Genomic DNA, 13240 nt, shown 5'->3' on the forward strand with positions numbered 1-13240 from the left:
GGGCGGTCAGAGATCGTCGGGAAGCAGCCGGAAGGCGTCGTGCCGGGTCAGAGGCCGGAGCATGCGAAAGTGCCTGCGGTCGAGGGTGGCGATGACGTCGGTGCGGAATTCCCGGGCGAGCACCACGCTCATCGCGTCGGCCAGACCCACGGCCGGACAGTCGGACAGCAGCGCGTGTGCCGCGAGGAGGTGCGGCCCCACGGGAGGTACTTCCCAGCGCCCCGCAGCCGTCCGGGAAGCGATGTAGGAAAGTACGGCGTTCGAGACCGGCGACCCCTGCTTGGTGGCCAGGATGTAGTCGAGCTCGGTCAGGACACACGGGGAGACGACCAGGTGTCCGGCTCTGGCCAGTCCTTCCCAGGTTGCCTGGTGATGCTTGTCGGACTGGTTGAAAAAAGCAAGGAGTGCGGACGTGTCCGCGATGACGACGGGTGGATCAGTCATCGCCGAACCCGGACAAGTGCTCGCCGGTCCGCTCGGAGAGGTCCGGGTCTCCGCAGAAGGTCGGGGCGTTGTCGTCCACGCCCATGGGGTCGGTCCGGAAGGAGAACACGGGCGGGTCTTCCTCCCCGTACGGGCGCAGTATGGCGACCGGGTGGCCGTTCTTCGTCACCGTGACGGTCTCACCGGCCTCCACCCGGGCCAGTACCTGCGCGGTCCGCTGGTTGAGCTCTCGTGTCGTGGTCTCCATCTCCGCAGTGCACTACCCGTACTACGGCGGTGATGGCCCCGAACGCCGGGCCGTCCCGCGGGCCGGGTCAGTGCGGGGAGGTGGGGAGGTCCGGCCAGTAGCGGGGGATGATCCGCCAGGCCGCCTCCAGGCCGACGATGCCGGCGCCGGCCAGGGCGACCGCGGCCCAGGGCATGGCAAGCCCGCTCAGGTTCAGGGCGAAGAAGGTCTGCAGCCAGGGGGTGACCAGGACGGTCAGGAAGCCCGCGCACATGGCGGCCAGCAGGGCGATCCGCCACCAGGTGTAAGGGCGGGCGATGATCGCCAGCACCCACAGGGCCAGCAGGAAGAGGGTGAGGGTGGCCGCACTGGTTTCGGCGGTGCGGGTGGCCTCGGTGGCCCCGTAGTACGAGCGGGCCAGCAGGTAGGTGGTGAAGGTGGCGGCGCCGGCGATGAGACCGAAGGGGACGGCCAGGCGCATCACCCGGCGGACGAAGTGCGGGCGGGCCCGTTCCCGGTTCGGGGCGAGGGCGAGGAAGAAGGCCGGGATGCCGATGGTCAGGGCGGACAGCAGGGTCAGATGCCGGGGAAGGAACGGGTACGGCACCTGACTGATGATCACCGCGAAGGCCATGAACACGGAGTACACGGTCTTGGTCAGGAAGAGGTTGGCGATCCGCTCGATGTTGCCGATGACCCGTCGGCCCTCGGCCACCACGGACGGGAGCGTCGCGAAGCTGTTGTTCAGCAGGACGATCTGGGCGACGCCCTTGGTGGCCTCCGAGCCCGAGCCCATGGAGACCCCGATGTCGGCGTCCTTCAGCGCCAGCACGTCGTTGACTCCGTCGCCGGTCATCGCCACGTTGTGGCCGCGGGCCTGGAGCGCACCGACCATCTCCCGCTTCTGCTGCGGAGTGACCCGGCCGAAGACGGTGCCGCGCTCGACCGCCGTGGCCAGCTCCCCCGGGTCGGTGGGCAGCTTGCGCGCGTCCACGGGCCGGTCGGCGCCGGGCAGGCCCAGCTTCATGGCGACGGCGCCCACCGAGACGGCGTTGTCACCCGAGATGACCTTGGCGTCGACGTTCTGGGCTGCGAAGTAGCGCAGGGTGTCGGCCGCCTCCGGGCGCAGCCGCTGCTCCAGGACGATCAGCGCGACCGGGGAGACGGCTTCGGTGCCGGCGGGTTCCTCGGCCCGGCCGGCCAGCAGGACCCGCAGCCCCTGGGCGTTGAGGCCGTCGACCTCCGCGAGCGCCGGGTGACCGGCGGGCAGCAGCACATCGGGGGCGCCGAGCAGCCAGGTGCCGGCGGGCCCCCCGGGGCTGTGCAGGGTGGCCCCGCTGTACTTGCGTGCCGAGGAGAACGGGATGGGGTCGGTGCAGTGCCAGCCCTCCGGCGCCGGCCAGGCGTTGATGAGGGCCCGGAGACTGGCGTTGGGGTGCGGATCGCTCTGGCCGAGGACGCCGAGCACCTGCCGCAAGTGCGCCTCGTCCGACCCCGCGCCGTCCAGCATCCGGAGTTCCGCGACGTCCATGCCGCCCTCGGTGAGGGTGCCGGTCTTGTCCAGGCAGACCACGTCGACCCGGGCCAGGCCCTCGATGGCGGGCAGCTCCTGCACCAGGCACTGCTGGCGGCCCAGCCGGATGACGCCGATCGCGAAGGCCACGGAGGTCAGCAGGACGAGCCCTTCGGGCACCATGACCACGATGCCGGCGACCATCCGGCGGATGGCCTCGAAGGTGTCGGCCCGCTCCACCACCAGCTGGCTGATGATGAGGCCGATCGCCGCCGGGATCATCAGAATGATGCAGTACTTGAGGATCTTGCTGATGCCGTTGCGGAGCTCGGAGTGGACCAGGGTGAAGCGGGACGCCTCCTCGGCGAGCTTCGCGGCGTAGGCTTCGCGGCCGACCTTGGTGGCGGTGAAGGAGCCGCCGCCGGCGACCACGAAGCTGCCGGACATCACCTGGTCGCCGGGGTGTTTGAGGACCGGGTCGGCCTCGCCGGTGAGCAGCGACTCGTCGACCTCCAGGCTCTCGGCCTCGGTGACCACCCCGTCCACGACCACCTTGTCACCGGGGCCGAGCTCGATGAGGTCGTCGAGGACCAGCGAGCTCGTCGGCACTTCGCTGCTGACGCCGTCGCGGCGGACGGTCGGCCGGGACTCACCGATGACGGCCAGGCTGTCCAGGGTCTTCTTGGCGCGCAGTTCCTGGACGATGCCGATCAGGGCGTTGGCGATGATGACGAAGCCGAAAAGCCCGTCCTGGATCGGGCCGACCACCAGGATGATGGCGAACAGCGTGCCGATGATGCCGTTGAAGAGGGTGAGGACGTTCGCGCGGATGATCTCCCCGGTGGTGCGGGACGACCGCACGGGCACGTCGTTGACCTGGCCGCGGGCGACGCGCTCGGCCACCTCGGCAGCGGTCAGTCCGCGCAGCTGACCGGCCGCCCCGGCCTCGGCGGGCGTCATGGTGTCGCCATGATTGCGGTTGTCCCCCGGATTGTTGCTGATCAGTCCCCCCCGGAGCCGTCCGACCCGTCCGCTCCGGACTCCGTCGTGCTGTCGGGGCCCGGGGAGGGTGCCTGGGGTTCGGCGGAAGTGGACGCCGGGCCGTGGCGCTTCGCATACCAGAGCCCGAAGAGGCCCAGGCCGGTGCCGACCAGGCAGGACCAGATCCACCACTCGTGGCCGTGCTCGGCGTACCAGCCGTAGAACGGCAGCTGGCCCAGGAACAGCAGGGCCCAGATGCCGGTGCCGGCCGCGACCGCTGCGGTGATGTTCCCTTCGAGCGGCTCGGGGGCCTCCCGCTTGCCGTTGGCCAGCTCAGCCCAGCGCATCTCTGCCGTCCTCCCGCTGTTCGCACATGTCTTCGCCCAGCCTACCCAGCACCGTTCGGCCGGGTGACGCCTTGTCCCGGACGTTTCGCTCCGGGGAAGTCCGGGACCAGTATCGGGGTCGTCCCGCCTCGCGCGGGGTACGCGGGGCCGGGCGGGGCCCCGCAGTCCCGGGGTGGGCCGGCACGGGGTGCGGAGGATCACCCAGGCCGGTATTTCGTTAGGCAAGCTAATGACTTAGGGTGGAGTGCATGCCGCAGACCACGCTGGGAACCCCCGAGGACGCCGCCGCGGTGAACACGCTGCGGGTGGGCGTCATGCGCCTGGCCCGCCGCCTGCGGCACCAGCGTGCCGACCGGTCGCTGAGTCTCGCCGAGATGTCGGCCCTGGGCACCCTGTACCGCTGCGGACCCATGACCCCGGGGGAGCTGGCCCGCAGCGAGCATGTGCAGCCGCCGTCGATGACCCGGATCATCGCCCTGCTCCACGAGCGGGGCCTGGTCCGCCTCGAGCCGCACCCGGACGACCGCCGCCAGAAGACCGTGTCCACCACCGACCGGACCGAGGAGATGCTCGCGGCGAGCCGCAGCCAGGGGAACGCCTGGCTGACCGAGCTGGCCGGCGGGCTGGACGAAGAGGAGTGGGCCCTCCTGCGGGCCGCCGCTCCGGTACTGCACAAGCTCGCGCACCAGTAGCGAGCGGCACAGCCCTGGCAGGGGACGGACGGCCCACCGGTGCCGGATCCTGCGGGAGCCAGACCAGGAAAGGTGTGTTCTTTGAGTCCGGGACCCGGAGCAGCTTCCGCCCCCGCACCTGATCACCGCGCGACCAGCACGTCGCTCTTCAGCTCGCTGAAGGTCCGGAACTACCGGATCTTCTTTCTCGGGGGCACCGTCTCCAACACCGGTACCTGGATGCAGCGGATCGCCCAGGACTGGCTGATCCACACCCTCACCGGCTCCGCGGCCGCGGTGGGCATCACGATGGCTCTGCAGTTCCTGCCGATGCTGCTGTTCGGTCTCTACGGCGGGGTGCTGGCGGACCGCCTGGACAAGCGCAAGCTCCTGCTGTGCACCCAGTCGGCGATGGGCCTCACCGGGCTGGCGCTGGCCGCGCTCACGCTGAGCGGCCAGGTGAACGAGTACCACGTCTATGCGCTGGCGTTCGTCCTCGGGCTGGTGACGGTGGTCGACAACCCCGCCCGGCAGACTTTCGTCCACGACATGGTCGGCCCGCACCTGCTGCGCAACGCGATCTCTTTGAACTCGGCGAATTTCCAGTCGGCGCGGATCGTCGGGCCCGCAGTCGCCGGCGTCATGATCTCCGCCGTCGGGAGCGGGTGGGCCTTCCTCTTCAACGGCCTGTCGTTCCTCGCGCCCATCACCGCGCTGCTGCTGATGCGCACCGCCGAGCTGAACTCCGTGGAGCGGGCCCCGCGTGGGAAGGGCCAGTTGCGGGCCGGGCTCCGCTACGTCGGCAGCCGCCCCGAGCTCTTCTGGCCGATCGTCCTGGTCACCTTCGTCGGCACCTTCGGGTTCAACTTCCCGATCTGGCTGGTGGCCTTCACCGACCAGATCTTCCAGGCGGACGCGGGCACGTACGGGCTGCTGAACACCCTGATGGCGATCGGGTCGCTGGCCGGTGCCCTGCTGGCGGCGAAACGCGGCAGCAGCCGGATGCGGTTCACCGTGCTGGTCGCCGGACTGTTCGGGGTGCTGCTGATGACCGCCGCCGCGGCCCCCTTCTTCCTGGTGTTCGCGGCGCTGATGGTGCCCATCGGGCTGGTCGGCATGACCTTCATCATCACCGCCAACACCAGCCTCCAGCTGGCCAGCAGCCCGGAGATGCGCGGCCGGGTGATCAGCCTGTTCATGATGGTCTTCGTCGGCAGCACCCCGATCGGCGGCCCGCTGCTGGGCTGGGTGACCGATGCGTTCGGCGCCCGCGTGGGCCTGCTGACCGGCGGGCTGTTCTGCGCGGCGTCCGCCCTGACCGTGGCACTGATCCTGGCCCGGCTGGGCGGCCTGCGGGTGCGCATCGACCCGCGCCGCGGCCGGCATGCGGTGCGGTTCGTTCCGCGCGACGCGGACGCCGGCACCCCGGACGCCGCGCCCCCTGGCCCCGGCGTCCCGCAGGCCGCCGGCCCCACCGCGGAGGGCGCGGCCCCGGCGGAAGAGGCGGGGAAGGCCGAGTCCACCGGAGAGCCGGCCGGCGGCACGGGGGCCGGGCGGGCGCCTCACTCCCGGAGCACCACTCCCCGGGAGTGAGGCGCGCGCAGCCCGGCTACTGTGGAGCCGTGGACGCGAAGACCAGAATGCGGATCGTCAGCGGGGCGCTCGTCGTCCTGTTCGCCGTGGTGTTCCTGGCGGCCGCCCTGGGCTCCTGACCGACCCCTCGGCCGACGGGGCCGGGCAGCCGAGGGGCCGCCGGGTCACCAGGCGAAGGCCTCCGGGGACGGGCCCGGGCCGGGGAAGATCTCGTCCAGTCCGGCCAGCACTTCGGTGCTGAGCTCCAGCTCCATGGCGCGGAGCGCCGAGTCCAGCTGTTCGCGGGTCCGCGGGCCGACGATCGGGCCGGTGACCCCGGGGCGGGTCAGCAGCCAGGCCAGGCCGGCCTCGCCCGGCTCCACGCCGTGGCCGGCGAGGAGGTCCTCGTAAGCCTGCACCTGCTCGCGCAGCGTGGTGTTCTCCAGCGCCTTGGCCGAACGGGTGGAGCCGCCCTCGCGCTCCTTGCGGATGGCGCCGCCCAGCAGTCCGCCGCTCAGCGGCGACCACGGGATGACCCCGAGTCCGTAGGCCTGCGCCGCCGGGATGACCTCCATCTCGGCGCGCCGCTCGGCCAGGTTGTACAGGCACTGCTCGCTGACCAGGCCGAGCGAGCCGCGGCGGGCCGCTGTCTCGTTGGCCTGCGCCAGATTCCAGCCCGCGTGGTTGGAGCTGCCGGCGTAGAGGATCTTGCCCTGCTGGACCAGGACGTCGACGGCCTGCCAGATCTCCTCCCACGGGGTGTCCCGGTCCACGTGGTGGAACTGGTAGAGGTCGATGTAGTCGGTGCCCAGGCGCTGGAGGCTGGCGTCCACGGCCCGCCGGATGTTGACGGCGGACAGCTTGTCGTGGTTCGGCCAGGCGGGGGGATGGGCGCCCATGTGCCCGTAGCCCTTGGTCGCCAGCACGACCTTGTCGCGGCGCTCGCCGCCCTTGGCGAACCAGCTGCCGAGGATCTTCTCGGTGCGGCCCTTGTTCTCCCCCCAGCCGTACACGTTGGCGGTGTCGAAGAAGTTGACGCCGGCGTCCAGCGCGGCGTCCATGATCGCGTGGCTGTCCGCCTCGTCGGTGTGCGGTCCGAAGTTCATGGTGCCCAGGACCAAGCGGCTGACCTGGAGACCCGTGCGTCCGAGATGTGTGTACTTCATGGGGGAAGTCAACGTGGTCGAGTCCACTCGAAGCAAGACCCTGCAGGAGTGGCCCGGCGGGGATGAAAGGCTGGACCCATGCGTCTGACCTGGACTGTGCCGTGCTCCGCCGTGGCCTCGCTGCTGCTCGCCGCCCTTGCCGTCGCACCGCCCGCGGCTGCCGAGAACACGTCCGGCGAGGACGCTCCGGCCGCGTTCACCCTGGAGGACCCGCGGATCGTCGAGTCCAGCGGTCTGCAGGCGAGTCACCGGCATCCGGGGGTCTACTGGACCCACAACGACAGCGATTACCCGCCGGAGATCTACGCGGTGGACAGCGGGACGGGGGAGACCGTCGCCACCGTCACGCTCCAGGGCGTGGAGTTCCGGGATGTGGAGGGCATCCATCTGGGCCCCGAGGGCGATCTGTACGTCGGGGACATCGGGGACAATTTCGACGGCGCCTGGCCGCATGTGTGGATCTACCGCTTCGCGGAGCCCGCGGAGCTTGCCGACGTGACGCTGACCCCCACCGTGTACACCGTGCAGTACGACGACGGCCCCCGGGACGCCGAGGCGCTCATGGTGCATCCGGACACCGGCCGGGTCTACCTGGCGAGCAAGAAGCGGGACGGCAGCGGCGCGGTGTACTCCGGGCCCGAGGAGCTGACCCCCGGCGGTGCGGTGAACGTCTTCGCACGCCTCTACGACACCGACCTGTGGGTGACGGGCGGTGCCTTCTCCCCGGACGGCACCCGGCTGCTGCTGCGCGGCTACTTCGCGGCCGAGATGTTCCGCTGGGAGGACGGCATACCGGAGCCGCTCGGCATGGTCACCGTGCCGATGCAGCGCCAGGGCGAGTCGGTGACGTTCACGCCGGACGGCCGCACCCTGATGTTCGGCTCGGAGGGTGAGCGCAGCGCGGTGCAGCCGGTGCCGCTGGAGGGCGAGCTGCTGCCGGAGAGCGCACAGGACGGAAACGGGGACGGCCCGGGGGCCGGTGGGGACGGGGCGGACGGCCGGGAGAGCGGCGAGGGTGACGGGGCCGCGGAGGGGGACGAGGGAACCCTGCGGCTGGTGCTCCTCTTCGCTCTGGGCACCGTGCTGGTGGTGGCGCTGCGGCGGCTGTTCCGGAAACACGACCGGAACCGCTGAGTAACAACACAGGTGATTTCGCCGATGCGTGAGGGTTCGCCGGCGCGCCACGATGACGCGTGTTCGAGCACCCCCATCCCCTCACACTTCAGGGAGCTCACCCTCATGGCGCAGATTCAGAGCGAAGCCGTCACCCAGCCGGGGCGGCGCAAGCGCAAGCCCCGCCGCCTGCTCTCCCTGGGCGTCGCCGCCGCATTCGCCCTCGGGGGCGCCGGTCTTGTCGGGCTGCCTTCCGCCTCGGCGGGCGAGACCACGCAGGTGCAGTCCGATGTCTCGGCGCAGAGCCAGTTCCAGCGGGGCCCGGACCCGACCGTCTCCAGCATCGAAGCGCGGACCGGTCACTACCGCACCTCGACCACCCGCGTGTCCGGGCTGGTCTCCGGCTTCGGTGGCGGCACGATCCACTACCCGACCACCACCAGTGACGGCACTTTCGGCGGCGTCGTGATCACCCCCGGGTACACGGCCTCCGCGTCCACCATGTCCTGGATGGGTGACCGGCTGGCCTCGCAGGGCTTCGTGGTCTTCATCATCGACACCAACAGCCGGTACGACCAGCCGGGGGCCCGTGGCCGTCAGATGCTGGCCGCCGTGGACTACCTGACGGGACGGAGCTCCGAGCGTCACCGGGTCGACCCGAACCGGATCGGGCTCATAGGTCACTCCATGGGCGGTGGCGGTGTGCTGTCAGCGGTCGACTCCCGTCCCTCGGTGAAGGCCGCCGTCCCGCTCACCCCGTGGCACCTGTCCAAGCGCTGGGGCAGCGTGAGCACCCCCACGCTGATCGTCGGCGCGGAGCGGGACTCCGTCGCCTCCGTCCGGTCGCACGCCATCCCGTTCTACGAGAGCCTGTCGCGCTCGACGGACCGCTCCTACCTGGAGCTGAACGGCGCCTCGCACTTCGCCCCGAACACCCACAACACGACGATCGCGAAGTACACCATCTCCTGGCTGAAGCGGTTCGTGGACGATGACACCCGCTACGACCAGTTCCTGTGCCCGCTGCCCCCGACCGACCGCAACATCTCGGACTTCCGGGGCAACTGCCCCCGGTGACCGTCTGACACCTCGGGCCGGGCCGGCCCTCACTGAAGCGGCCCGGCCCGAGGAGCAGAGGAGCAAGGGACAGTGCAGCACGGTGGCGGCCGCTGATCAGCGGCCGCCACCGGTGTGTGTACGGAGCCCTGACGGTCAGGAGGGCTGCTTGCTGTCGATGAACAGCTGGAGGCCGTCGAGAAGCGGACGCAGGCCGAATTCCAGGGCCTGCCGGCCGTCGAAGTCGAAGGCGCCCTCGGGCAGGGCGGCGACCTCCGGGTAGGAGCCGCCGGCCATGGCCCGCTCCAGGTAGGGGCCCTGGGCCTCCCAGAACTCCTCGTCGGTCAGCTCCGACTCGCGGCCGACCTGCTGCTGGAGGACGAAGGTCCGGGCCGTGCCGGTGACGAAGTGGTCGACGGCCAGGATGATCCCGATCTTCTCCGGCCCGCTGAGGCCGAGGCCGTTCAGCGCGGCCAGCGCGAAGTCGAAGCCGGCCATCCCCTTCGGGCCGAGGACCGGGCGGGTCTGGTTGACCTGCAGCAGCCAGGGGTGCGCGGTGTAGAGCTCCCAGGTGCCCTCGGCGATGTACTCCAGGAGCACCCGCCAGTGCTTCCCGCGGTGCTCCTCCAGCGGCTCCGTGGGGCCGTTCACGTGGTCGAGCATCAGGTCGAGCAGCTCGCCCTTGCCGGGGACGTAGCGGTACAGCGACATGGTGCCGACCCCCAGCTCGGCGGCGACCTTCCGCATGGACAGCGCGGCGAGCCCTTCCCGGTCGGCCAGCTCCACCGCCGCGGTCACGATCCGGTCCAGGGAGAGCCCGGGGCGGGGCCCCCGGGCGGCCGGCTCCTTCCCCTCCCAGAGCAGCGCCATGCTGCGCCGGAGGTCGCCGCTCCCGCTGTGTGCCGTCGTCATGGTGCTCGCCTTCTCCGCTGCGTGGGCCGTGCGACTACACCGTACGTTTGACTTCTGGGTACACCGTACGCAAGATTGAGTACGGTGTACCCAGTCAGGGTGCCGCACCACCCGAAGCGTCGAAGGGGGAAGGCTCGTGAGGGCTCCCGACCACTCTGTGCTGGCCGAAGGGCTGCACAAGCGATACGGGGACAACAAGGCACTGGACGGCTTCGATCTCGCCGTGCCCCGCGGGACGGTCTACGGGCTGCTCGGCCCCAACGGAGCGGGCAAGACCACCGCCATCCGGATCCTGTCCACGCTGATCCGGCTGGACCGCGGGCGGGCCACGGTCGGCGGTTTCGACGTGGCGGCCGAACCCCGCCAGGTGCGCCGCCGTATCGGCCTCACCGGTCAGAGCGCGGCGGTGGACGAGATCCTCACCGCCCGGCAGAACCTGGAGATGTTCGGCCGGCTGTTCCACCTGACCGGCGCCCGGGCGAAGAGCCGGGCCGGCGAACTCCTCGCGCAGTTCGGCCTGACCGAGGTGGCCGACAAGCAGCCGCGGACCTTCAGCGGAGGGATGCGCCGGCGGCTGGACCTGGCCTCCAGCATGCTCCTCGCCCCCGACGTGCTCTTCCTCGACGAGCCGACCACCGGCCTGGACCCGCGCGGCCGGATGGAGGTCTGGGAAGCCGTGCGCACCCTGGCGGCCGGCGGCACCACCGTGCTGCTCACCACCCACTACCTGGACGAGGCCGACCAGCTCTCCGACCGGATCGCGCTGATCGACAACGGCCGGAACATCACCGAGGACACCCCGGCCGGGCTCAAGCGGGCCATCGGCGGCGACCGGATCGAGGTGGTCGTCCAGGACGCCGCCGACCTCCCGGCGGCCGTCAGGACCGTGTCCCGGGTCGCCGACGGCGCCGCACCGCGCACGGACGAGGCCGAGCTGCGGGTGCACGCCCCCGTCACCGACCGGGTGGCCGCGCTCACCGAGGTGGCCAGGACCCTGCAGGACGAGGGAATCACCGTGCAGGACATCGGGCTCCGCCGCCCGACCCTCGACGAGGTGTTCCTGCGGCTCACCGGCCGGCCCGCCGGCTCCGGGGACGGCACCGGCGGAAGCACCGGTGAGGACAGCCCCCGCGCACAGCCCGCCGACGACCCGACGGCCCTGGAGGGGACCACCCGATGAGCGCCACAACGACACCGCCCACCGACCCGGCCGGCCCCGAACGCCGCCTGTACTGGGCGTTCGCCGACTGCTGGACCATCGTCCGCCGCGACCTGACCCATCTGGTCAAGCAGCCGTCGATCATCGCCTGGCAACTGGGCTTCCCCATCGTCTCGGTGCTGCTCTTCGTCTACGTCTTCGGCAGCGCCATGTACCTGGGCGAGGGGATCGACTACAAGACCTACGCGATGCCCGGCCTGTTCGCGATGACCATGGCCTTCGGGTTCATGAACACCGCGATGGCGGTGGTCGTCGACAAGGAGCGCGGCGTCACCGACCGCTTCCGGTCGATGCCGATGGCCTCCTCGGCGGTGGTCACCGGCCGGGGCGTCTCCGACGTCCTGCACGCCGGGCTGGACCTGGTGGTGCTGGCCACCATCGCGCTGGTCATCGGCTGGCGCTCGGACGGCGGCCTGCCCTCCACCGTCGCCGCCTTCGCCCTCCTGCTGCTGCTGCGGTTCGCGCTGATCTGGGTGGGGGTGCTGCTCGGTCTGATGGTGAAGAACCAGGAGTCGGCGGGGAACCTGTTCGCCGTCGCCTTCCCGTTCGGGATGATCTCCAGCGTCTTCACCCCGCCCTCCGAAATGCCCACCTGGCTGGGCGCCCTGGCGATGTGGAACCCGGTCTCCTCCACCGCGAACGCGGCCCGCGAACTTTTCGGCAACCCGCTCCCCACCGGCGGCAGCTGGATCGAGGAGAACGCCCTGCTGATGGCGGTCGTCTGGCCGCTGCTCCTCACCGCGGTGTTCCTGCCCCTGGCCGTCCGGAAGTTCCAGTCGCTGGCGCGGTGACGCGGCGGCGCGTCCGGCCCGGGACCGGACGCGCCCGCCCGGAACGCGCCGCGGGCCACCGGGAAGCCCGGTGGCCCGCAGCGTATCGGGGGAACCCCGGGACCTACAGCCGCTCGATGACGTGGTCGATGCAGTGGGTCAGCGCCTCGACGTCCGCCGGCTCGACCGCCGGGAACATCGCGACCCGCAGCTGGTTGCGGCCCAGCTTGCGGTACGGCTCGGTGTCCACGATGCCGTTGGCCCGCAGCACCTTGGCGACCGCCGCGGCGTCGATGGACTCGGCGAAGTCGATCGTGCCGACGACCCACGAACGGTGCGCCGGGTCGGTGACGAACGGGGTGGCGTGTGCGGACTTCTCCGCCCAGGAGTAGAGCCGGGCGGAGGAGTCCGCGGTGCGCCGGAGCGCCCACTCCAGACCGCCCTGGCCGTTGATCCAGTCCAGCTGCTCGGCGAGCAGGAACAGGGTCGACAGCGCGGGGGTGTTGTACGTCTGGTTCTTGCGGGAGTTGTCGATGGCCGTCGGGAGGGAGAAGAACTCCGGGACGTGCCGGCCCGAGGCGTGCACCCGCTCCGCGCGCTCCAGGGCGGCGGGGGAGAAGGCCGCCAGCCACAGCCCGCCGTCGGAGGCGAAACACTTCTGCGGGGCGAAGTAGTAGACGTCCGTCTCGGTGATGTCCACCGGCAGCCCGCCGGCGCCCGAGGTGGCGTCCACCAGTACCAGCGCGCCCTCGTCGGCGTCCTCCGGCCGGCGGATCGGGGCGGCCACCCCGGTGGAGGTCTCGTTGTGGGTGAGGGCGTAGACGTCGATACCGGCCTCGGCCTGCGCGGAGGGCAGGGTGCCGGGGTCGGCGGAGATCACCGACGGGTCCTCCAGCCAGGGCGCGAGCTTCGCTGCCTTGGCGAACTTCGAGGAGAACTCACCGAACGTCAGGTGCTGCGACCTGTTCTCGATGAGCCCGTGCGTCGCGATGTCCCAGAACGCGGTGGTCCCGCCGTTGCCGAGGATCACCTCGTAGCCGTCCGGCAGGGAGAACAGGGCGGACACGCCCTGACGGACCCGGCCGACGAGGTCCTTCACCGGTGCCTGGCGGTGGGAGGTGCCCAGCAGCGAGGTGCCGGTCGCGGCCAGGGCGTCGAGTGCCTCCGTCCGTACCTTGGAGGGACCCGAGCCGAAACGACCGTCGGCGGGCTTGAGATCAGCGGGAATCTGGATGTCAGCCACGTTCCGG

The 13240-nt window shown here is 71.1% G+C and carries 13 protein-coding genes; 6 read left to right on the forward strand and 7 right to left on the reverse strand.

Annotated features, from left to right (window positions below; all coding sequences use genetic code 11):
* Positions 1-6: 6 nt before the first annotated feature.
* From PJ985_RS11240 to PJ985_RS11255, 4 genes are all read right to left on the reverse strand, one after another.
* Entirely contained in the window at positions 7-444 is a 438-nt protein-coding gene (locus PJ985_RS11240) for a PIN domain-containing protein (RefSeq protein ID WP_271683514.1), read from the reverse strand.
* Entirely contained in the window at positions 437-691 is a 255-nt protein-coding gene (locus tag PJ985_RS11245; RefSeq protein ID WP_271683515.1) for a type II toxin-antitoxin system Phd/YefM family antitoxin, read from the reverse strand. Before PJ985_RS11245 ends, PJ985_RS11240 begins: the two co-directional genes overlap by 8 nt.
* Positions 692-758: 67 nt before the next feature.
* Complete coding sequence (locus PJ985_RS11250) at positions 759-3143, reverse strand: HAD-IC family P-type ATPase (protein WP_271683516.1); 2385 nt, start codon at positions 3141-3143, stop codon at positions 759-761.
* Positions 3144-3184: 41 nt separating this feature from the next.
* Positions 3185-3511 (reverse strand): DUF2530 domain-containing protein, encoded by a 327-nt coding sequence (locus PJ985_RS11255; RefSeq protein WP_271683517.1) that lies wholly within the window; start codon positions 3509-3511, stop codon positions 3185-3187.
* A 248-nt stretch (positions 3512-3759) separates the two neighbouring features.
* On the opposite strand from PJ985_RS11255, the gene PJ985_RS11260 reads away from it, so the two are divergent.
* A complete protein-coding gene (locus PJ985_RS11260) occupies positions 3760-4203 on the forward strand; it encodes a MarR family winged helix-turn-helix transcriptional regulator (protein WP_271683518.1) in 444 nt (147 codons plus the stop codon).
* 81 nt (positions 4204-4284) lie between these two features.
* Positions 4285-5775, forward strand: coding sequence for an MFS transporter (locus tag PJ985_RS11265; RefSeq protein WP_271683519.1), 1491 nt, complete (start codon positions 4285-4287; stop codon positions 5773-5775).
* A 164-nt stretch (positions 5776-5939) separates the two neighbouring features.
* On the opposite strand, the gene PJ985_RS11270 is transcribed toward PJ985_RS11265, so the two are convergent.
* Complete coding sequence (locus PJ985_RS11270) at positions 5940-6920, reverse strand: aldo/keto reductase (protein WP_271683520.1); 981 nt, start codon at positions 6918-6920, stop codon at positions 5940-5942.
* Positions 6921-6998: 78 nt separating this feature from the next.
* Between PJ985_RS11270 and PJ985_RS11275 the strand changes: the two genes are divergently transcribed.
* Positions 6999-8054, forward strand: coding sequence for a hypothetical protein (locus PJ985_RS11275; protein WP_271683521.1), 1056 nt, complete (start codon positions 6999-7001; stop codon positions 8052-8054).
* 105 nt (positions 8055-8159) lie between these two features.
* Positions 8160-9110 carry an alpha/beta hydrolase family protein gene (locus tag PJ985_RS11280; RefSeq protein WP_271683522.1) on the forward strand — a complete coding sequence of 317 codons (951 nt, stop codon included), beginning with the start codon at positions 8160-8162 and terminating at the stop codon, positions 9108-9110.
* A 135-nt stretch (positions 9111-9245) separates the two neighbouring features.
* On the opposite strand, the gene PJ985_RS11285 is transcribed toward PJ985_RS11280, so the two are convergent.
* Positions 9246-10001 (reverse strand): TetR/AcrR family transcriptional regulator, encoded by a 756-nt coding sequence (locus tag PJ985_RS11285; protein WP_271683523.1) that lies wholly within the window; start codon positions 9999-10001, stop codon positions 9246-9248.
* A 136-nt stretch (positions 10002-10137) separates the two neighbouring features.
* Between PJ985_RS11285 and PJ985_RS11290 the strand changes: the two genes are divergently transcribed.
* Both PJ985_RS11290 and PJ985_RS11295 read left to right on the forward strand, forming a co-directional pair.
* Positions 10138-11181 (forward strand): ATP-binding cassette domain-containing protein, encoded by a 1044-nt coding sequence (locus tag PJ985_RS11290; RefSeq protein WP_271683524.1) that lies wholly within the window; start codon positions 10138-10140, stop codon positions 11179-11181.
* On the forward strand, positions 11178-12011 hold the full coding sequence (locus tag PJ985_RS11295; protein WP_271683525.1) for an ABC transporter permease: 834 nt from the start codon (positions 11178-11180) through the stop codon (positions 12009-12011). The genes PJ985_RS11290 and PJ985_RS11295 overlap by 4 nt, the downstream gene beginning before the upstream one ends.
* A gap of 103 nt (positions 12012-12114) precedes the next feature.
* Here PJ985_RS11295 and serC read toward each other — a convergent pair whose 3' ends face one another.
* Complete coding sequence (serC, locus tag PJ985_RS11300) at positions 12115-13233, reverse strand: phosphoserine transaminase (RefSeq protein WP_271683526.1); 1119 nt, start codon at positions 13231-13233, stop codon at positions 12115-12117.
* Between the last annotated feature and the right edge of the window lie 7 nt (positions 13234-13240).

This window comes from Streptomyces sp. ACA25, from assembly GCF_028200735.1.
Lineage (GTDB): Bacteria > Actinomycetota > Actinomycetes > Streptomycetales > Streptomycetaceae > Streptomyces.

What these genes read in the sequence shown, in the direction of transcription:
- PJ985_RS11240 (WP_271683514.1), bottom strand. Translation starts at nt 444, where the DNA reads ATGACTGATCCACCCGTCGTCATCGCGGACACGTCCGCACTCCTTGCT.
- PJ985_RS11245 (WP_271683515.1), bottom strand. Translation starts at nt 691, where the DNA reads ATGGAGACCACGACACGAGAGCTCAACCAGCGGACCGCGCAGGTACTG.
- PJ985_RS11250 (WP_271683516.1), bottom strand. Translation starts at nt 3,143, where the DNA reads ATGACGCCCGCCGAGGCCGGGGCGGCCGGTCAGCTGCGCGGACTGACC.
- PJ985_RS11255 (WP_271683517.1), bottom strand. Translation starts at nt 3,511, where the DNA reads ATGCGCTGGGCTGAGCTGGCCAACGGCAAGCGGGAGGCCCCCGAGCCG.
- PJ985_RS11260 (WP_271683518.1), top strand. Translation starts at nt 3,760, where the DNA reads ATGCCGCAGACCACGCTGGGAACCCCCGAGGACGCCGCCGCGGTGAAC.
- PJ985_RS11270 (WP_271683520.1), bottom strand. Translation starts at nt 6,920, where the DNA reads ATGAAGTACACACATCTCGGACGCACGGGTCTCCAGGTCAGCCGCTTG.
- PJ985_RS11275 (WP_271683521.1), top strand. Translation starts at nt 6,999, where the DNA reads ATGCGTCTGACCTGGACTGTGCCGTGCTCCGCCGTGGCCTCGCTGCTG.
- PJ985_RS11280 (WP_271683522.1), top strand. Translation starts at nt 8,160, where the DNA reads ATGGCGCAGATTCAGAGCGAAGCCGTCACCCAGCCGGGGCGGCGCAAG.
- PJ985_RS11285 (WP_271683523.1), bottom strand. Translation starts at nt 10,001, where the DNA reads ATGACGACGGCACACAGCGGGAGCGGCGACCTCCGGCGCAGCATGGCG.
- PJ985_RS11295 (WP_271683525.1), top strand. Translation starts at nt 11,178, where the DNA reads ATGAGCGCCACAACGACACCGCCCACCGACCCGGCCGGCCCCGAACGC.